Origin of the sequence: Streptomyces sp. CA-288835, assembly GCF_050936385.1 — a bacterium.
Classification (GTDB): Bacteria; Actinomycetota; Actinomycetes; order Streptomycetales; family Streptomycetaceae; genus Streptomyces.
This window is the reverse complement of the sequence record NZ_JBNJMW010000001.1, coordinates 1,364,320-1,383,507: the sequence shown is the minus strand read 5'-3', so window position 1 is coordinate 1,383,507 and position 19,188 is coordinate 1,364,320. Positions and strand designations below refer to the sequence as shown.

The following is a 19,188-nucleotide window of genomic DNA, read 5'->3' as shown; positions in this document are numbered from 1 at the left end:
TTCCGGTATCAATGTTGTAGTTGCTCACAACGCAACTATACCCAGAGTAAACAACGCTACTTCCAGTAACGGCGACGAAACGAAGTCTTCGCAGGTTGCGCTGCACGCAACCTGGTGCGTATAGCGATACCGTCGCTAGCATGCTCGCGTATCTATGGCGCGAGCGAGACGAGGCACCATGGCTCCCCTCCACTACGACTTCGTGATCGTCGGCGGCGGCTCGGCCGGCAGCGCACTGGCGAACAGACTCTCCGCGGACCCGGCCAACCGCGTACTGGTACTGGAGGCCGGCCGCTCCGACTACCCGTGGGACGTCTTCATCCACATGCCCGCGGCCCTGACCTACCCGATCGGCAGCCGCTTCTACGACTGGAAGTACGAGTCCGAGCCCGAATCCCACATGGGCGGCAGACGCGTCTACCACGCACGGGGCAAGGTGCTCGGCGGCTCCAGCAGCATCAACGGCATGATCTTCCAGCGCGGCAACCCCATGGACTACGAACGCTGGGCGGCAGACGCCGGGATGGAGAGCTGGGACTACGCGCACTGCCTGCCGTACTTCCGGCGGATGGAGAACTGCCTGGCCGCCGATGCGGACGACGAGTTCCGCGGTCACGACGGTCCTCTTGTACTGGAGCGCGGTCCGGCGACCAATCCGTTGTTCGGCGCCTTTCTGAAGGCGACCGAGGAGGCGGGATACGCGCCCACGGATGATGTGAACGGCTACCGGCAGGAAGGCTTCGCCAAGTTCGACCGCAACGTCCACCGCGGGCGGCGGCTGTCGGCTTCGAAGGCGTACCTCAAGCCCGCGATGAAGCGGCCCAACCTCACTGTCATCACTCGCGCGTTGGTCACCCGGGTGCTGTTCGAGGGGAAGCGGGCGGTGGGTGTCGAGTACCGGCGCGGGCGGGGCGCGCTGCAGCAGGTGCGTGCCAAGGAGGTCATCCTGTGCGGCGGGGCGATCAACTCCCCGCAGTTGCTGCAGCTTTCCGGGGTCGGCAACGCCGAGGAGCTGACCGCCCTGGGCATCGATGTCGTGCACGATCTGCCGGGGGTCGGCGAAAACATGCAGGACCACCTGGAGGTCTACATCCAGTACGCCTGCAAGCAGCCGGTGTCCATGCAGCCGTACATGGCGAAGTGGCGCGCCCCCTTCATCGGGCTGCAGTGGCTGTTCCGCAAGGGGCCTGCGGCCACGAATCACTTCGAGGCCGGCGGCTTCGCCCGCAGCAACGAGGACGTGGACTATCCCAACCTGATGTTCCACTTCCTTCCCGTCGCGGTCCGCTACGACGGCTCCTCGCCGTCCGGCGGTCACGGCTATCAGGTGCACGTGGGGCCCATGTACTCGGACGCGATCGGCTCGGTGAAGATCAAGAGCAGGGATCCGCGCGAGCATCCGGCGCTGCGCTTCAACTATCTGTCCACTGAGCAGGACCGCCGCGAGTGGGTCGAGGCGATCCGCGTGGCGCGCAGGCTCCTGAACCAGCCGGCGCTCGCTCCTTATAACGGCGGGGAGATCTCGCCCGGGCCTGCGGTGGACTCGGACGAGGAGATCCTCGCCTGGGTGGCGAAGGAGGGTGAGACGGCCCTGCATCCGTCCTGCACCTGCAAGATGGGCACCGACGAGATGGCAGTCGTCGACCCGGCCAGCATGCGGGTGCACGGCGTGGAGGGCCTGCGCGTGGTGGACGCCTCTGTTATGCCATATGTCACGAATGGCAACATCTACGCGCCGGTGATGATGATCGCCGAGAAGGCCGCCGACCTGATCCTCGACAAGAAGCCCCTGGCCCCCTCCAAGGCCGCGTACTACCGCCACCGCGACGCACAGAAGCAGACGGGATAGACGTCGGGCGGCCGGCTCCGCGAGGCCGGGGTGTGGACGGCGTCTCGGCGTCGGCGGGCGGAGCGGGCCCGCCCGCCGGGACGTGCGAGGCGACGCTGCCGGTACTGTGCAGGTGAACGAGCTGGGTCGGCCCTGCTCGCATGCGCACCGGAGGTCGTATACGACAACCCGCGGCCGATGTGGGTTTTGTGCAACTTGATGAGCTAATCGTCATTCGTCACCCCCTTGACGCATGTCTGGGCTTTCGCCAAGGTGTTCCACCACAAGCAATTGGGTGCATGATGCGCAACGCATTCCGGCGGAGCCCGAGTAAATCTGGCAGAACTTCCGACCCCGGCCGCAGTACTGGTTGCGCGGCTGAACGCCGAAGAAAGGTCGATCGTGACCCAAACAAAGACCGAGGTGCCGCAGCGGAGCGGCACGCCCCAGGAATCGGACGGCACGCCGGTCATATCCGTGCGCAATCTTTGGAAGGTGTTCGGGCCGAAGGCCGAGCAGGTACCTGAGTCCGAAGAGCTGTGCGCGCTGAGCCGGCGCGAGCTCATGGACCGTACCGGGAACACCACCGCCGTACGGGACGTGAACTTCGAGGTGTCACCCGGCGAGGTCTTCGTCGTCATGGGCCTGTCCGGCTCCGGCAAGTCCACGCTCGTACGATGTCTGACCCGGCTGATCGAACCCACCGCCGGTGAGATCGTCTTCGAGGGCGAGAACATCCGCGACGCGGACGCGGCGCGCCTGCGGGAACTGCGCCGCCGCAAGTTCTCCATGGTCTTCCAGCACTTCGGTCTGCTGCCCCACCGCCGCGTCATCGACAACGTGGCGTTCGGACTGGAGATCCGCGGCATGAGCAAGGCCGAGCGTTCCAAGCGGGCGATGGAGGTCGTCGAACTGGTCGGCCTCGCCGGCTACGAGGGCTCGTACCCCGACCAGCTCTCCGGCGGTATGCAGCAGCGCGTCGGCCTCGCTCGGGCGCTGGCCGGCGATCCGGACGTGCTCTTCTTCGACGAGCCGTTCTCCGCGCTCGACCCGCTGATCCGCCGCGACATGCAGAACGAGGTCATCCGCCTGCACCACGAGGTCGGCAAGACCATGGTCTTCATCACCCACGACCTCTCCGAGGCGCTCAAGCTCGGCGACCGCATCCTGATCATGCGGGACGGCCAGATGGTGCAGTGCGGCACCGGCGACGAACTGGTCGGCGCCCCGGCCGATGACTACGTACGCGAATTCGTCAAGGACGTGCCGCGCGGCGATGTGCTGACCTTGCGGTGGATCATGCGGCCGGTCGAGGACGGCGATGAACTGGACGGCCCCGAGATGGGCCCGGACGTCGTCGTGAAGGAGGCCACCCGGGCGGTGCTCGCGGCCGACAAGCCGGTCAAGGTCGTCGAGGACGGCAAGCTGCTCGGCATCGTCGGCGACGAGGAGATCCTCGCGGTGGTCGCCGGGCAGGAAGGCGACATGTGATGACCGTCGCCATAGACAAGCCGGAAAAATCGGATCAGGTCGACAAAACGCCGGACACCGGGCCCGTCGTTGCCGTGCGCCGGGTCAGTCGGCGCATGGTCATCGCCGGGATCCTGGTCGTCTGGCTGGTGCTGTTCGCGGTGCTGCGCGGCACGCACACCCTGACCCTGGCGGCGGCGGATCTGACTGATCTGCACCGCTGGTTCAACGACGTCAACGACTCGATCGGCGCCAACCGCAACTCCAACCCGCTGTTCCTGTACTTCTTCAACGAGATCCGCCTGGTCATCGACACCCTGGTGACCTTCGTCCAGGAACTGATCTCCCAGGCGCCCGCGGGCCGCCCGGTGCCGCAGATCGGCTGGCTGGGCGTGGTCGGCATCGCCGGCTACGTCTCCTGGGCCGTCGGCAACTGGCGGGTCGCGCTGCTGGCCGTGGCCGGTTTCACCTTCCTCGGGCTGCAGGGCCTGTGGCAGGAGAGCATGGACACCCTGGCGCTCACCCTCTCCGCCGTGTGCGTGGCGCTGCTGTTCGCCATCCCGCTGGGCGTGTGGGCGGGGCTGTCCGACCGGGTCAACCGGATCATCACGCCCTTCCTCGACTTCATGCAGACGATGCCGACCTTCGTCTACCTGGCCCCTCTCACCCTGTTCTTCCTCATCGGCCCGGCCTCCGCCACCATCGCCACCCTGATCTACGCGGCACCGCCGGCCATCCGTATCACCGCGCACGCCATCCGCACGGTGCCGGCCACGACCGTCGAGGCGGCCGACTCGCTCGGCGCGACCCGGCGGCAGTCCCTGACGAAGGTGCTGCTGCCGATGTCCAAGCGGACCGTGGTGATGGGCATCAACCAGACCATCATGGCCGCCCTGGCCATGGTGACCATAGCGGCCCTGATCGACGCGCCCGGCCTGGGCAAGACGGTCGTACAGGCCCTGCAGTCGCTCGACGTCGGTACGGCCTTCAACGCGGGACTCGCCATCGTCGTCCTGGCCATCGTGCTGGACCGGGTCACCACCGCGGCCAGCGCACGCGAGGATTCGGCCCGGGGCTCGGCCGGCCGCTTCCTCAAGTGGCGGCGGCAACTGCTGGGGGCGGGAGCGGCGGTCACCGCCGTCCTGATCTACATGTCGCACACCTATCTCTGGGCGGCGGAGTTCCCCGGCGAGGGCGACATCGGCAGCTCCATAGCGCGCACGGCGGACGACGTGACCACCTGGGCGCAGGACAACCTGTCGGGTGTCACGAACGCCTTCCGGGACGCCCTCACCAACGGCCTGCTCAACCCCTTCCAGACGCTGCTCACCGACTCCCCGTGGTGGCTCGTCGGCGCGGCGCTGATCGGACTCGGCACAGTGCTCGGCGGCTGGCGCGCCGGACTCACCGCGGCCGTGTGCGTGGGCCTGCTGCTCGGCACGGGCGTGTGGTCGGACAGCATGACCACGCTCGCGTCGACCGTCGTCGCCACCGTGCTGGTGATGGTGCTCGGCGTCGTCCTGGGGGTGTGGATGGGACGCAGCATGCAGGTGGACCGGCTGCTGCGGCCCACACTGGACGCGGCGCAGGTCATGCCGCCGTTCGTCTATCTCGTGCCGTTCCTCGCGCTGTTCGGCGCGACCCGCTTCACCGCCATCGTGGCCGCCGTCGTCTACGCGACCCCCGTCGCGATCAAGATCGTCGCGGACGGGGTACGGAACGTGCCCGCCACCACCGTGGAGGCGGCCACCTCCGCCGGGTGCAACACCTGGCAGATCATCACCAAGGTTCAACTGCCGATGGCACGCAGCGCCCTGACCCTCGCCACCAACCAGGGCCTGATCTATGTGCTGTCGATGGTTGTGGTGGGCGGCCTGGTAGGCGCGGGCGCCCTCGGCTACGACGTCGTGGCCGGCTTCTCGCAGGGCCAGTTGTACGGGAAGGGACTCGCCGCGGGACTGGCCATCGTCCTTCTCGGAGTTATGTTCGACCGGATCACTCAGGCAGCCGCGCGGCGTACCAGCGGCGCGTAAGGAGCAACTCACCATGGCAAGGCAAGCAAGACACTGGAAAGCCGCCGCGGCCGGCATAGCGGCCCTCGGCCTCGCCCTCACCGCCTGCGGCGGTGCAACCGTGGAAGACAGCTCCTCGGATTCCGGCAGTTCAGGCGACTCCGGCAAGTGCAGCACCTTCAATCTCGCGGTCAACCCCTGGGTGGGCTACGAGGCGAACGCGGCGGTCCTCGCCTACGTCGCGGAGAAGGACCTCGGCTGCAAGGTGACGCAGAAGGACCTGAAGGAAGAGATCGCCTGGCAGGGCTTCGGCACGGGCGAGGTCGACGCCGTCGTCGAGAACTGGGGTCACGACGACCTGAAGAAGAAGTACATCACCGACCAGAAGACCGCCGTCGACGCCGGCCCGACCGGCAACGAAGGCCTCATCGGCTGGTACGTACCGCCGTGGCTGGCCAAGGAACACCCCGACATCCTCGACTGGAACAACCTCAACAAGTACGCGGCCGAGTTCAAGACCTCCGAGTCCGGCGGCAAGGGCCAACTCCTCGACGGCGACCCGTCGTTCGTCACCAACGACGAGGCCCTGGTCAAGAACCTGAAGCTGAACTTCAAGGTTGTGTACGCGGGCAGTGAGACCGCCCTCATCCAGGCCTTCCGCAAGGCGGAGAAGGACAAGGAATGGATGATCGGCTACTTCTACGAGCCGCAGTGGTTCATGTCCGAGGTGCCGCTGAAGAAGGTCAAGCTGCCCGAGTACAAGGAGGGTTGCGACGCCGACACGGAGAAGGTGGCGTGCGACTACCCCGTGTACAAGCTCGACAAGATCGTCAGCAAGAAGTTCTCCGAGTCGGGCAGCCCGGCGTATGACCTGGTGAAGAACTTCACCTGGACGAACGAGGACCAGAACACCGTGGCCAAGTACATCGCGGTGGACAAGATGGCGCCGGAGGCCGCGGCGAAGAAGTGGGTCGACGCCAACCGGGACAAGGTGGAGGCCTGGTTGAAGTAGGGCCGCCGCCGCTCGGCCGGGTTGCTGTATCCGGCCGGGGCGGGGGAGTGGACGTACCCCTGAGGAGGGCCCGGCAGGCTGTGGAGACAGCCTGCCGGGCCCTCCTTTGTGTCGGTGGCGGTCGGCCGGAGTGCTGGTGGCGGTCGGTCGGCGCATGGCCGGCCTCCGTCGTCGGGAGTCGGGCAGGGAGTCAGTACAGTCAGTCAGTATGTCGTCCCCGGCGAGCTGATATATTTGATGTATGTCAGCGGCCCGGGATGCTCCAGGATGCTGATGCCAACGTCCCGCGCGAAGGAAGAGGCGGCCGAAAGATGAGCAGCACCGAGGTTTCCCCGGCGACTGATTCGGCGCCGACGTCATTGGCCGACCTGGCCTATGAGCGCCTTCAGGATCGATTGGTCATGCTCGACATCCGGCCCGGCGAGCCGATGAACGACAGTCAGCTCGCTGCGGAGCTCGGCGTCGGACGTACGCCCGTTCGCGAGGCGCTCAAGCGGCTCGAGACCGACCACCTGGTGGTCTCGTACCCGCGCCGGGGCACATTCGCCACCATCATCGACGTGACCGAGCTCGGGGCGATCTCCGACATCCGCGAGCAGCTCATGCCGTTCGCGGCACGGCGGGCCGCCGTCCACGCGAGTAGCGCCATGCGCGACGCGCTGCGAGCCAAGGCCGCCGAGGTGCGGAGCGTCGAGAGCCCGGGCGGTGATCGCACCGCGCTGATGCGGCAGGACATGTCGCTGCACCGGCTCATCTACAAGGCGGCCGGCAACCCGCACCTCGAGGACGTACTGATCCGCTACGACAACCTGGCCACCCGCATCTGGTGCCTGGTCATCGACCGGCTTCCCGATCTCGCACACCACATCACCGAGCATGCGGACCTGCTCGAAGCCGTAGCCGACGGCGACGCCGACCGCGCCGAACGCCTCACCCGCGAGCACATCGCGGGCTTCGCCCGCGAGATCCGCGGCGTGCTCTGACGGTTCGCGAGCTCGCCGCTCGGCTGCCGGACCGAGGCCCCGTCTGCGCGGGGTGGGCGCCTGCACCTCGCTGTGCGGCGCCGACCTGCCGCGCACCCGCCGCGCTGTACGTAGCGGGGCCGCCGCGCACCTGGTAGCGCGGCCGGGCCCGCATCGGGCGCGATCGGCTGTCCACCCGCCGAGCCTGCCGAGCGCGATGAGAAGAACGACTGGGGGTTGGCCGAGACCCCGCCTGCGCGGGTGCACCGGGTGGCGGCTGGTGGCAGGGCCGCTGGGTGTGTGCCGGGCCCGGCTGGCCGGTTGTACGCAGCTCAGCCTGGACGAGCGGTGCCCCCATGCCCGGAATCCGGCATGGGGGCACGCGGTCTTTCCTCGGGTCGGAGCGATCAGAGGTCGAAGAGGCCCTTCGGCTTCTCCGGGGCCTCATGCTGCTCCGGCTCGGCTTCCGGCGCAGCCTCGGCCTGCGGCTCCGCCTGTGCCACCGGCTCCTCGATGGGCTCCGGGGGCAGAGCCGGAGCCGGTGCAGATGGCGTCGCTTCCGGGATGTCGAAGAGCGACGGGCCGCCGGTGGCCGCGACCGGTGCCGACTCCTCGGGAGCGGCCGGGGCGGCCGACTCCTGCTCGACGTCGAAGAGGGAGCCTGACGGTGCGGGCTTCGCGGGGGCTTCGGCTGTCGGCTCCGGTGTTCCGGTGGTCGCGGGCGCCGCGGCCTCGTCGGCCGGGAGGTCGAAGAGCGACCCTCCGGATGCGGTCGGCGTGGGGGACGGCTCGTTTGTGGGTTCGTCGAAGAGCGAGCCGCCCGAGGCCGTCGGAGCGGCAGGCTTTGCGGGAGCTTCATCGAAGAGCGACCTGCCGGAGGCTGGCGTGGGTGGCTCGGCGGGTGTCTCGTCGAAGAGGGAGCCTCCCGAGGTGGTCGGAGCGGCAGGTTTCGCGGGTGTCTCGTCGAAGCGGGCCGGGGTGGCCGGAGCGGCGGGCTCAGTTGTGGGCTCGTCGAAGAGCGATCCACCGGAGGGTGCGCGCTCGGCGGGAGCCTCGTCGAAGAGTGAGCCGCCTGGGGCGGTCGGCATGGCGGGCTCGGTTGTGGGTTCGTCGAACAGTGACCCGCCGGAGGCGGCTGGCGCGGGTGGCTCGGCGGGGGTCTCGTCGAAGAGGGAGCCTCCCGAGGCGGTCGGAGTGGCGGGCTTCGCGGGTGCCTCGTCGAAGAGCGACCCGCCGGAGGCCGGACTTGCGGTCGGCTTGGCGGCTGTCTCGAACAGCGAGCCGCCCGGGGCGATCTGCGCGGCGGGCTCGGTTGTGGGCTCGTCGAGCAACGACGCCCCGGTAGCGCCCGAAGCGGCGGGCTCCGTAGGCGCCGCAGTGGCTGGACCAGCCGGAACTGCCGCGGTGGCGGGCGCCTTCTCCGGCTCGGTCGCGGGCCCGCCCTTGACCGAGGCGAGGAGCATCTGGGCGACGTCCAGGACCTCTACCTCCTCGCGGGCGTCGGACTTGGCCTGGAGGGCTGAGACTCCGTCGGAGAGCATTACTCGGCAGAACGGGCAGCCGACGACGATCTGGTCGGCGCCGGTGTCGACGGCCTCCGTCGTGCGGTTCATGTTGATCCGCTCTCCGATGCTCTCCTCCATCCACATCCGGGCGCCGCCCGCACCGCAGCAGAAGGACCGCTCCGAGTTGCGCTCCATCTCGACGTACGAAGCGCCCGGCACCACCTGCAGCAGCTCGCGCGGCGGGCTGTAGACCTGGTTGTGGCGGCCGAGGTAGCACGGGTCGTGGTAAGTGATCGACCGCTGGTTCGCGTCGGCCTCGGGAGCGACCGGCGTCAGGCTTCCCTCGCGTACGAGCCGGTTCAGCAGCTGCGTGTGGTGGACGACCTCGAGCTCGATGCCGAAGGCCTTGTACTCGTTCTTCAGCGTGTTGAAGCAGTGGGCGCAGGTCGCGACGACCTTCTTGACCTTGAACTCCTTGAAGGTCTCGACGTTCTCCTGGGCCAGCCCCTGGAAGACGAACTCGTTACCGGCCCGGCGAGCCGAGTCACCGGTGCAGGTCTCGCGGTTGCCGAGTACGCCGAAGGAAACGCCGGCCATGTGCAGCAGCTCGGCGACCGCGCGCGTGGTCTTCTTGGCCCGGTCCTCGTAGGCGCCGGCGCAGCCCACCCAGAACAGCCAGTCGACCGACTCCAGCGACTCCAGGTCCTTGCCGACCTCCTTGACCTCGAACGGCAGCCCCTTGGCCCAGTCCATGCGCGCGTTCGGCGCCATGTTCCAGGGATTGCCCCTGTTCTCAAGGGACTTGAAGAGCTGGTTGAGCTCGGCGGGGAAGTTCGACTCGATCAGTACCTGGTAGCGGCGCATGTCGACGATGTGGTCGACGTGCTCGATGTCGACCGGGCACTGCTCGACGCAGGCGCCGCACGTCGTGCACGACCAGAGCGCGTCCGCGTCGATGACGAAGTCGCCACCCTCAGGGTTGTACGACCCCTCGCCCGCGTCGGCCTTGCCGATCAGCGCCCGCTCGGTGTGTCCGGCCAGGCCGGCGGCCTTGAGGTAGGTGTGCTCGCGCAGGCCCTTGATCAGCAGCTTTGGCGAGAGCGGCTTCTCGGTGTGCCAGGCCGGACACTGCGACTGGCAGCGCCCGCACTCGGTGCAGGTGGTGAAGTCGAGGAGGCCCTTCCAGGAGAAGTCCTCGATCGCCCCGACCCCGAGCGTGGTGTCCTCGTCGAGGTCGTCGATGTCGTCCAAGGTGACGGGCTTGCCGTCGACGGTCAGCGGCTTGACCGCGCCCAGTGCCGTACGGCCCGAGGACTCCCGCTTGAACCAGATGTTGAACCAGGCGGTGAACCGGTGCCAGGCGATGCCCATGGTCAGGTTGCGGCCGATGACGATCAGCCAGACCATCGCCAGCGCGATCTTGAAGAACGCGATGAAGTAGACGAGGTTCTCGTTGGTGCCCTGGCCGGCCGGATAGAGCGCTTCACCGAGCCAGGATGAGAGCGGGAAGTGCGCGCGGGTCGCGTGCGCAGGATCGGCGAGGTGGAACTCCGCGCCCCGTATGAACAGGATCGCCGCACCCTCGAGCAGGGCCAGGAACTCCACGAAGTAGGCCTGCCAGAACGTCGAGCCGAAGAACCGGCTCCTGCGGCCCTCGCTGCGAGGGTGGTGCTTCTGCCGGTAGACGATCAGCCAGACGATGCCGACCGTGCTCAGCGCCCCGATGAACTCGCTGAACCACTCGAAGGGATACCAGTGGCCCACGATCGGCCACGCCCACTCGGGGTCGAACAGCTGGAAGTAGGCGCCCACCACCGCGGTGCTCAGGAACAGAAACGCCGCGAACACGAACCAGTGCATGACCCCGACCCAGGTCCACTGGAGCATCCGCGTGTGCAGCACGGTCTCCTTGAGCATGGTGACCGTACGAGCAACCGGATCGTCGGTACGGCCCGGGCTCGCGGGCCCGCCCATCCGGATCACCCGGAGCATGCTCCGGACCGCGGGCACCAGAACGAACAGCGCGGCCAGCGTGAGCGCCAGCGACGCCACGATGGCGAAGATCTGCATCAGGGCTCCTCAAGGACGGTCTTCTGGCCGGGGGCCGTGGCGGAGCGGGGGAGGCTGCGGCCCCTTGCAGGCGCGGGGAACTGCGCGACCAGCCACGACGGAGCCGCAGACGACAAAGGCCCATCGTGGCTGGTCGCGCGGAGCGCCCGGCGGCGAGTGACTCAGCAGCCGCGCGCGAGGCCGGCGTGCCTCACCCGCTCACCCCACGCGACTTGAGCTCATCGACGATCGCGGGCACGACCTCGTGCATGTCGCCCACCACGGCATAGTTCGCCTTGGTCATCATCGGCGCCTCAGGATCCGTATTGATCGCGAGGATCGTCTTCGACGACGCGCAGCCCGCCCAGTGCTGGATGGCACCGGAGATCCCGCAGGGGATGTACAGGTCCGGGCTGATCCGGGAGCCGGTCTGGCCGACCTGCTCGTGGTGGGGCCGCCAACCCAGCGAGGTGACGACCCGGGACACCCCGACCACGCCGCCGAGCAGCTCGGCGAGCTCGGAGACCGGGCCGAAGCCCTCCGGACCCCCCGCCCCACGCCCGGCACCTACCACAACCTTGGCGGACTTCAGCGAGCCGGAGTGGTCGACCTCCTTGGTGCCGGTCGACACGACCCGCGCCAAGAGGTCGGACTCGGCCACCTCGGGGGTCACCTCCACCCAAGTGGCGGGCGACGCGCCTTCCACCGGCGATACGGCCCACGAGTGGCCGGCGACGGAGAAGAGCGCGGGCCGCTGGTCGAGCTTCATCTCCTCCAGCGCCGCCCCGCCGACCACCTGACGGGTCACCACGAACGGCGCCAGGCCGTGGAACGCGGTCACGTTGGCGGCCATGGGCACGTCGAGCCGGGCGGCCAGATGCGCCAGCACCTCGTTGCCGCGCGGCGATCCCGCGGCGGTGACCACGACCGAGCGGGTCGACTCGCGGATCGCCTGCAGAGCCGCCGCCCAGGCGGCACCGCCGTACGACGTGAACGCCTCGCCCACCGCGTGGTGGACCTCGGCCGCGCCGTGGGTGCCGAGTTCGGCTGCCAGCGCGTCGCGGTCCTCGACCTCGCCGACCACGACCGCGCGGATGGCGATGCCGCCGCCCTCGGCCGACAGCGAGCGGGCGAAGTTGAGCGTCTCCAGCGAGATCTCGCTCGCGGCGCCGTTCTCGGTCTCGACCAGCACCAGAATCATCGGGTCACCCCCAGCTTCTCAAACAGGTTCGCGACCGCTGCGGCCGCTTCCGTGCCCTCGCCCAGCACCTCGACCGTCGACGGCGCGGGCGGGGGCAGCAGCAGCCGTACCCGGTCCGCTCCGGCGGGCTCGGCCGACAGAGCCCGGGTCTCGATCTGGACCTTCTTGGCGGCCATCCGGCCCCTCAGCGTCGGATAGCGCGGCTCCGCCCCGCCCTCGAGGACGGTGGCGACGGCGGGCAGCGGCAGCGAGTAGGTCTCCTCACCGCCGGGGCCGTCGCCGCGTGCGGTCAGGTTGCCGTCGGCCACCTCGACCGTCGACACACCGTTGACCACCGGCCGGCCGAGCGCGTGGGCCATCCGGATGCCCACCTGGAAGTCGCCGCTGTCGGCGGCGTCGTTGCCGAGCAGGATCAGGTCGTACGTCGTGCCCGCGGCCTCCTTCTCGCGTACGACGTGGGCGATCTCCCGGGCCACGTCGGCCGGTCCCAGCCGGGAGGTCTCCGCCTCCACGAGTACGGCGGCCTGGCAGCCGAGCGCCAGCGTGTCCCGCAACTGCTCGGTGGCCTCGGACGGGCCGACCGTCAGCAGCGTGACCGTACCGCCGGTCGCCTCGGCGGTACGGACCGCCAGCTCGACCGCACAGCTCTCGTGGTTGCTCACGGTGAAGCCGACGTACCTTCCGTCGACGCCCTGCTGGTCATCGGTGAGCAGGACCTCACCGGAGGAGTCGGGGACCCGCTTGATGCAGACCAATACGTTCGTCATCGTTCACCTCTCGTGGTCTCGACAGGCCCGACCACTGACAGCCCTGCCATCAGCGGATCCGCTCGTTGTCCGGGTCGAAGGGCGGGGTGGCGTCGTTGCTGAGCACGGTCACCGGGTAGAGCTCCTCCATGTAGGAGACGGCGAGCTCGTTGCCGACCCGCGCCTCCTCGGGCGGCAGGTACGCCATCAGCAGGTGCTTGCCCAGCGAGGGGGCGGATCCGGCAGCGGTGACGTACGGGTGGTGTCCGTGCCCGTCGACGAGCGCCTCGCCCGAGCGGGTGAGGATCGGCTCGCCGCCGAGCATGTAGCGCTTCACTCCGGACGCCGAGGTGTGGTCGTCGACGGCCAGCGTGCACAGCACGGCCGCGGGCTCGCTGGCGCGCTGGGCGAGGTAGGCCTCCTTGCCGATGAAGTCGGCGCCCTTCACCTTCGGCCGCTGCATGCCCGCCTCGATGATGGTGCGCTCGGCGTCGAGCTCGTGGCCGAAGGCCCGGTAGCCCTTCTCGAGCCGCCCGGTGGTCACGTACACGCCGATGCCGACCGGGCGGGCACCGTGCGGTGCGCCCGTCGCGAGCAGCTTGTCCCACGCCGCGGCGGCCTGGTCGAAGGGGACGTACAGCTCCCAGCCGAGTTCGCCGACGTAGGAGATCCGGGAGGCCAGTACGGTGATGCCGTCGAGGTCGATCTCGCGGCAATTGAGGAACTTGAAGCCGTCGTGGGACACGTCCGCGTCGGTCAGCTGCGACAGGATGTCGCGGGCCCGCGGGCCCCACAGTCCGATCGTGGAGACCCGGTCGGTGAGGTCCTCCAGGGACGCGTCGTCGCCGAGCTGGTCGGCGAACCACTTCTTGTCCGCCATGCCGTGCGCGCCACCGGTGACGACCCGGAAGTGGTCCTCACCCAGGCGCATCACGGTGAGGTCGGAGCGGAATCCGCCCTTGGCGTCGAGTACCGGGGTGTAGATCACCTTGCCGACCGGCACGTTGCACTGCGCGACGCAGGTGCGCTGTACGGCGTCCAGCGCGCCGGGACCGGTGATGTCGAAGATCGCGAAGGCGGTCAAGTCGATGACGCCCGCGGACTCGCGCATCCGCAGGTGCTCGGCGTTGACGATCGGGCTCCACCAGCGCGCGTCCCACTCGTGCTCGCGCGGCATCACGCGGTCGCCGTACACCTCGAGGAGGTCGGCGTTGGACTCGTACCACTGCGGCCGCTCCCAGCCGACGGCCTCGAAGAAGACCGCACCGAGCTTCTTCTGCGACTCGTGCATGGGGGAGAGCCGCTGCTCGCGGTCGGACTCGTACTGCTCGGCGGGGTGGACGATCCCGTACGTCTTGATGAAGGACTCGGTGGTACGCAGCCGGGTGTGCTCGCGACGCATCTGGTGCGGGTAGAACCGGGCGATGTCGCTGTGCGCGAGGTCGATCTCGCTGTGGCCGTGGGTCATCCACTCCGCGACCGCGCGGCCGACGCCCGGGCCCTCCTTGATCCACACCGCGGCCGCCGTCCACAGCCCCTTGACCTCGCTCTCGCCGAGGATCGGGTTGCCGTCGCAGGTCAGCGACAGCAGGCCGTTGATCGCGTACCGGATCTCCGCGCCGTCGGCGCCCAGCAACTCGGGCATCAGCTCGTAGGCCTGCTCCAGCTGCGGGTCGAAGTCCTCGGTGGTGAACGGCATTTCGGTGGGGCTGAGCTTGGCCTGCTCGATGCTCGGGATCTCCTCCGGCTCGTGCAGGATCGCCCGGTGTGCGTAGGACCCCACCTCCATGTCGGCGCCGTGCTGGCGCTCGTAGCAGAAGGTGTCCATGTCCCGGACGATCGGGAAGTTGATCTCGCCTTGCATGCCGGTCAGTTGCGGGCAGGGGCCGACGGAGATCATCTGGTGGACGGCGGGGGTCAGCGGGATCTTGACGCCGGCCATGTCGCCGAGCTTCGGGCTCCACACGCCGCTGGCGATCACGACGTACTCGGCCTCGATGTCGCCCTTGTTCGTACGGACCCGGCGGATCCGACCGTCCTCGACGTCCATGCCGAGCACCTCGACGTTGGGCACGCTCTTCAGCGCGCCGCTCTCGATGGCGCCGTCGCGCATGATCGTGCCGGCGCGCAGGGAGTCGACGACGCCGACGCTCGGCGTCCAGAAGGCGCCGATGAACTGGTCGGCCTCGATGAACGGCACCTTCTCCTTGACGAAGGCGGGGTCGACCAGGTGCGACTCGATGCCCCAGGCCTTGGCGCTGGACATCCGGCGGCGCAGCTCCTCCATGCGCTCCTCGGTGCGCGCGATCTCGAAGCCGCCGGACTCGGTGAAGACGCCCAGCTCCTTGTACTGCCGCATCGAGTCCAGCGTCAGGTCCGTGATCTCGCGGGAGTGGTCGACGGGGAAGATGAAGTTGGAGGCGTGACCGGTGGAGCCACCGGGGTTGGGCAGCGGGCCCTTGTCGATCTGCACGATGTCGCGCCAGCCGAGCCGGGCCAGGTGGTGGACCAGGCTGTTGCCGACGATGCCGGCGCCGATGACGACGCATTTCGCCTGGGGCGGGACCTCTGCCATGGCGGCCTCCTTCGAGGTGACACGCAACTGATATACTAGTTGTAAGCACGCTATATGGCAGGCGGTCGGCGGTCAAGGGGGAGCCCGGCCCGGCTCCCTGTCGGGCTCGCCGCACAGGACCGACTCGTAGGGAACGGAGAGCGCTGATGAACGCACGTCTGCTCGACGGCAAGGCGACCGCCGCCGACATTCGCCGTGAACTGGCCGAGCGCGTGGCCAAGTTGACCGCCACCGTCGGCCGCCCGCCCGGGCTCGGAACCGTCCTGGTCGGCGACGATCCCGGCAGCCACGCCTACGTCTCCGGAAAGCACCGGGACTGCGCACAGGTGGGCATCGCCTCCCTGCGCCGCGAACTGCCCGCCGACGCCACCCAGCAGCAGGTCGAGGACGTCATCGACGAACTCAACGCCGACCCCGCCTGCACCGGCTACATCGTCCAACTCCCGCTCCCGCGACCCCTGGACGCCAACGCCGTACTGGAACGCATGGACCCCGCCAAGGACGCCGACGGACTGCACCCCGCCAACCTCGGCCGACTCGTCCTCGGCGTCGACGCCCCGCTGCCATGCACCCCGCGCGGCATCGTCGAACTGCTCCGCCGCTACGACGTGCCCCTCGCCGGAGCACGCGTGTGCGTGATCGGCCGGGGCCTCACCGTCGGCCGCCCCATCGGACTGCTGCTCACCCGGCGCTCCGAGAACGCCACCGTCACCCTGTGCCACACCGGCACCAAGGGCCTGGCCTGGCACGTCCGCGAGGCGGACATCGTCATCGCGGCCGCCGGCTCGCCCGGCCTGATCACCAAGGACATGCTGCGCCCCGGCGCGGCAGTCCTGGACGTCGGCATCACCCGCACCGACAACGGACTCGTCGGCGACGTCCACCCGGAGTCCGCCCAGGTCGCCGGCTGGCTCGCCCCCATGCCCGGGGGAGTCGGCCCCATGACCCGGGCGATGCTGCTCGCCAACGTCGTCGAGGCGGCGGAGAGGAACGCGAACGGCGTGTGAGTGCGTGCCGAGCGGGTCGCGTACCGCGGGGGCTCCACCCCCGTGGGCCGCGCCCTCTTCGATGGCTGCCCTGCCCGGGCACCGGGTGACGCCCATCGCCTCAGCACTCGATGATGTTCACCGCGAGTCCGCCCCGGGCGGTCTCCTTGTACTTCACGCTCATGTCGGCGCCGGTGTCCTTCATGGTCTTGATGACCTTGTCGAGGGAGACCTTGTGGGAGCCGTCGCCGCGCATGGCCATCTTGGCGGCCGTGACCGCCTTCACGGCGGCCATGCCGTTGCGTTCGATGCAGGGGATCTGGACCAGGCCGCCGACCGGGTCGCAGGTCAGGCCGAGGTTGTGTTCCATGCCGATCTCGGCGGCGTTCTCCACCTGTTCCGGGGAGCCGCCCAGGACTTCGGCCAGCGCGCCGGCGGCCATGGAGCAGGCGGAGCCGACCTCGCCCTGGCAGCCGACCTCGGCGCCGGAGATGGAGGCGTTCTCCTTGAAGAGCATGCCGATGGCTCCGGCGGCGAGCAGGAAGCGGACGACTCCGTCCTCGTCGGCGCCGGGGACGAAGTTGAGGTAGTAGTGCAGGACCGCCGGGATGATGCCCGCCGCGCCATTCGTCGGGGCGGTGACCACGCGGCCGCCCGCCGCGTTCTCCTCGTTCACGGCCATCGCGTAGAGGGTGATCCACTCCATGGCGTGGGCCAACGGGTCGCCCTCTGCGCGGAGTTGGCGTGCCGTCACCGCGGCCCGGCGCCGGACTCGCAGGCCGCCGGGCAGGATGCCCTCCTGTGACATGCCGTGTGCGACGCAGGCCTGCATCACGTGCCAGATGGCGAGCAGCCCCTCGCGGATCTCGTCCTCGGTGCGCCAGGCCCGTTCGTTCTCCAGCATCAGTGCGGAGATCGACAGGCCGGTCTCCTGGGTCAGGCGCAGGAGTTCGTCGCCGGTGCGGAAGGGGTACTTGAGCGCTGTGTCGTCGAGTTTGATGCGGTCGGCTCCCACCGCCTCCTCGTCGACGACGAAGCCGCCGCCCACCGAGTAGTACGTCTTCGTCAGGAGTTCGGCGCCAGCAGTGTCGTACGCCCAGAGCGTCATGCCGTTCGCGTGGTACGGCAGCGTCTTGCGGCGGTGCAGGACGAGGGACTTGTCGAAGTCGAAGGCGATCTCCTGGACGTCGCCGATCTCGACGCCCAACAGCCGTAGCTTTCCTGTCGACTTGATCCGCTCGACATCGTGCTCGGCCTGGACGACGTCGACGGTGTGCGGCTCGTTGCCCTCCAGGCCGAGCAGTACGGCCTTCGGGGTGCCGTGGCCGTGGCCGGTCGCGCCGAGAGAGCCGTACAACTCGGCGTGGACCGTGGCGGTTTCGGCCAGTACGCCGTCCTCCTTGAGGCGGGTGGCGAACATGCGGGCCGCGCGCATTGGGCCGACCGTGTGGGAGCTGGACGGGCCGATGCCGATCGAGAACAGGTCGAAGACCGAGATGGCCACGGTCACTCCTCAGGACGGGGAGAGGGGACACCCGGTTCAAGTGCCCCATCGGACTTACGTGTTGAGGCCGGGGTAGAGCGGATGCTTGTCGGCCAGCGCGGTCACGCGGGCCTTCAGCGATTCGGCGTCGTACGACGGCATGAGTGCCTGCGCGATGACGTCCGCGACCTCGGCGAAGTCCTCGGCCCCGAAGCCGCGCGTCGCGAGGGCGGGTGTGCCGATGCGCAGGCCCGAGGTGACCATCGGCGGGCGGGGGTCGTTCGGGACGGCGTTGCGGTTGACGGTGATGCCGACCTCGTGGAGGCGGTCCTCGGCCTGCCGGCCGTCCAGTTCGGACTCGCGCAGGTCGACCAGAATCAGGTGTACGTCCGTGCCGCCGGACAGGACGTTGACGCCGGACGCGCGGGCGTCGTCGGCCGTCAGCCGCTCGGCGAGGATCTTCGCGCCCTCTACCGTACGGCGCTGTCGCTCCTTGAAGTCCTCGGAGGCGGCGACCTTGAAGGAGACCGCCTTGGCCGCGATCACATGCTCCAGCGGGCCGCCCTGGAAGCCGGGGAAGACGGACGAGTTGAGCTTCTTCGCGAAGTCCTTCTTCGCGAGGATGAAGCCGCCGCGGGGTCCGCCGAGCGTCTTGTGGGTGGTGGAGGTGACCACGTCCGCGTACGGGACCGGGTTCGGGTGGAGTCCGGCGGCGACCAGGCCCGCGAAGTGCGCCATGTCGACCCACAGGTACGCCTCGACCTCGTCGGCGATCCGGCGGAACTCGGCGAAGTCCAGCTGCCGCGGGTACGCCGACCAGCCCGCGATGATCACCTTCGGGCGGTGCTCCTTGGCCAGCCGCTCCAGCTCGGCCATGTCGACCAGGCCGGTGGTGGCGTCCACGTGGTAGGGCACCACATTGAACTGCTTGCCGGAGAAGTTCAGCCGCATCCCGTGCGTGAGATGGCCGCCATGCGCCAGGTCCAGGCCGAGGACGGTGTCGCCGGGCTGGGCCAGCGCGAAGAGCGCGGCCTGGTTGGCGGAGGCGCCGGAGTGCGGCTGGACGTTGGCGTACTCGGCGCCGAACAGCTCTTTGATCCGGTCGATCGCGATCTGCTCGGTTACGTCGACGTGCTCGCAGCCGCCGTAGTAGCGGCGGCCCGGATAGCCCTCGGCGTACTTGTTGGTCAGCACCGAGCCCTGCGCCTCGAGGACTGCGAGCGGCGCGAAGTTCTCGGAGGCGATCATCTCCAGGGTGGACTGCTGACGGTTCAGCTCGGCGTCGACCGCGGCGGCGACTTCGGGGTCGAGTTCGTGCAGAGGGATGTTCAGGACGGACATACGTCTCCTCAGCCGGCG

The 19,188-nt window shown here is 69.0% G+C and carries 12 protein-coding genes; 6 read left to right on the top strand and 6 right to left on the bottom strand.

The window, feature by feature from the left end; all coding sequences use genetic code 11:
• Positions 1 to 178 precede the first annotated feature (178 nt).
• The 5 genes from betA (at position 179) to ACQEVY_RS06345 (ending at position 7,305) form a co-directional block, all read left to right on the top strand.
• A complete protein-coding gene (gene betA, locus ACQEVY_RS06365; RefSeq protein ID WP_432945687.1) occupies positions 179 to 1,849 on the top strand; it encodes a choline dehydrogenase in 1,671 nt (556 codons plus the stop codon).
• 381 nt (positions 1,850 to 2,230) lie between these two features.
• Entirely contained in the window at positions 2,231 to 3,319 is a 1,089-nt protein-coding gene (locus ACQEVY_RS06360; RefSeq protein ID WP_432945685.1) for a quaternary amine ABC transporter ATP-binding protein, read from the top strand.
• Positions 3,319 to 5,331: an ABC transporter permease gene (locus tag ACQEVY_RS06355; RefSeq protein ID WP_432945683.1), complete on the top strand. Its 2,013-nt coding sequence runs from the start codon at positions 3,319 to 3,321 to the stop codon at positions 5,329 to 5,331. The genes ACQEVY_RS06360 and ACQEVY_RS06355 overlap by 1 nt, the downstream gene beginning before the upstream one ends.
• 13 nt (positions 5,332 to 5,344) lie before the next feature.
• Positions 5,345 to 6,322, top strand: coding sequence for an ABC transporter substrate-binding protein (locus ACQEVY_RS06350; protein ID WP_432945681.1), 978 nt, complete (start codon positions 5,345 to 5,347; stop codon positions 6,320 to 6,322).
• Between the two features lie 311 nt (positions 6,323 to 6,633).
• The gene (locus ACQEVY_RS06345; RefSeq protein ID WP_432945679.1) at positions 6,634 to 7,305 is read left to right on the top strand and encodes a GntR family transcriptional regulator; all 672 of its coding nucleotides are present in this window, start codon (positions 6,634 to 6,636) and stop codon (positions 7,303 to 7,305) included.
• A gap of 386 nt (positions 7,306 to 7,691) precedes the next feature.
• On the opposite strand, the gene ACQEVY_RS06340 is transcribed toward ACQEVY_RS06345, so the two are convergent.
• From ACQEVY_RS06340 to ACQEVY_RS06325, 4 genes are all read right to left on the bottom strand, one after another.
• Positions 7,692 to 10,859 (bottom strand): heterodisulfide reductase-related iron-sulfur binding cluster, encoded by a 3,168-nt coding sequence (locus ACQEVY_RS06340; protein WP_432945677.1) that lies wholly within the window; start codon positions 10,857 to 10,859, stop codon positions 7,692 to 7,694.
• Between the two features lie 190 nt (positions 10,860 to 11,049).
• The gene (locus tag ACQEVY_RS06335) at positions 11,050 to 12,039 is read right to left on the bottom strand and encodes an electron transfer flavoprotein subunit alpha/FixB family protein (RefSeq protein WP_432945675.1); all 990 of its coding nucleotides are present in this window, start codon (positions 12,037 to 12,039) and stop codon (positions 11,050 to 11,052) included.
• Positions 12,036 to 12,806 carry an electron transfer flavoprotein subunit beta/FixA family protein gene (locus ACQEVY_RS06330; protein WP_432945673.1) on the bottom strand — a complete coding sequence of 257 codons (771 nt, stop codon included), beginning with the start codon at positions 12,804 to 12,806 and terminating at the stop codon, positions 12,036 to 12,038. Before ACQEVY_RS06330 ends, ACQEVY_RS06335 begins: the two co-directional genes overlap by 4 nt.
• Positions 12,807 to 12,855: 49 nt before the next feature.
• Entirely contained in the window at positions 12,856 to 15,360 is a 2,505-nt protein-coding gene (locus ACQEVY_RS06325) for a GcvT family protein (protein WP_432945671.1), read from the bottom strand.
• 146 nt (positions 15,361 to 15,506) lie between these two features.
• On the opposite strand from ACQEVY_RS06325, the gene ACQEVY_RS06320 reads away from it, so the two are divergent.
• Entirely contained in the window at positions 15,507 to 16,367 is an 861-nt protein-coding gene (locus ACQEVY_RS06320; RefSeq protein WP_432945669.1) for a bifunctional methylenetetrahydrofolate dehydrogenase/methenyltetrahydrofolate cyclohydrolase, read from the top strand.
• A 100-nt stretch (positions 16,368 to 16,467) separates the two neighbouring features.
• On the opposite strand, the gene ACQEVY_RS06315 is transcribed toward ACQEVY_RS06320, so the two are convergent.
• Positions 16,468 to 17,850, bottom strand: coding sequence for an L-serine ammonia-lyase (locus ACQEVY_RS06315; RefSeq protein WP_432945667.1), 1,383 nt, complete (start codon positions 17,848 to 17,850; stop codon positions 16,468 to 16,470).
• A gap of 54 nt (positions 17,851 to 17,904) precedes the next feature.
• Positions 17,905 to 19,170, bottom strand: coding sequence for a serine hydroxymethyltransferase (glyA, locus tag ACQEVY_RS06310; protein WP_432945665.1), 1,266 nt, complete (start codon positions 19,168 to 19,170; stop codon positions 17,905 to 17,907).
• Between the last annotated feature and the right edge of the window lie 18 nt (positions 19,171 to 19,188).

What these genes read in the sequence shown, in the direction of transcription:
- betA (WP_432945687.1), top strand. Translation starts at nt 179, where the DNA reads ATGGCTCCCCTCCACTACGACTTCGTGATCGTCGGCGGCGGCTCGGCC.
- ACQEVY_RS06320 (WP_432945669.1), top strand. Translation starts at nt 15,507, where the DNA reads ATGAACGCACGTCTGCTCGACGGCAAGGCGACCGCCGCCGACATTCGC.
- ACQEVY_RS06325 (WP_432945671.1), bottom strand. Translation starts at nt 15,360, where the DNA reads ATGGCAGAGGTCCCGCCCCAGGCGAAATGCGTCGTCATCGGCGCCGGC.
- ACQEVY_RS06330 (WP_432945673.1), bottom strand. Translation starts at nt 12,806, where the DNA reads ATGACGAACGTATTGGTCTGCATCAAGCGGGTCCCCGACTCCTCCGGT.
- ACQEVY_RS06350 (WP_432945681.1), top strand. Translation starts at nt 5,345, where the DNA reads ATGGCAAGGCAAGCAAGACACTGGAAAGCCGCCGCGGCCGGCATAGCG.
- ACQEVY_RS06345 (WP_432945679.1), top strand. Translation starts at nt 6,634, where the DNA reads ATGAGCAGCACCGAGGTTTCCCCGGCGACTGATTCGGCGCCGACGTCA.
- ACQEVY_RS06340 (WP_432945677.1), bottom strand. Translation starts at nt 10,859, where the DNA reads ATGCAGATCTTCGCCATCGTGGCGTCGCTGGCGCTCACGCTGGCCGCG.
- glyA (WP_432945665.1), bottom strand. Translation starts at nt 19,170, where the DNA reads ATGTCCGTCCTGAACATCCCTCTGCACGAACTCGACCCCGAAGTCGCC.
- ACQEVY_RS06355 (WP_432945683.1), top strand. Translation starts at nt 3,319, where the DNA reads ATGACCGTCGCCATAGACAAGCCGGAAAAATCGGATCAGGTCGACAAA.
- ACQEVY_RS06335 (WP_432945675.1), bottom strand. Translation starts at nt 12,039, where the DNA reads ATGATTCTGGTGCTGGTCGAGACCGAGAACGGCGCCGCGAGCGAGATC.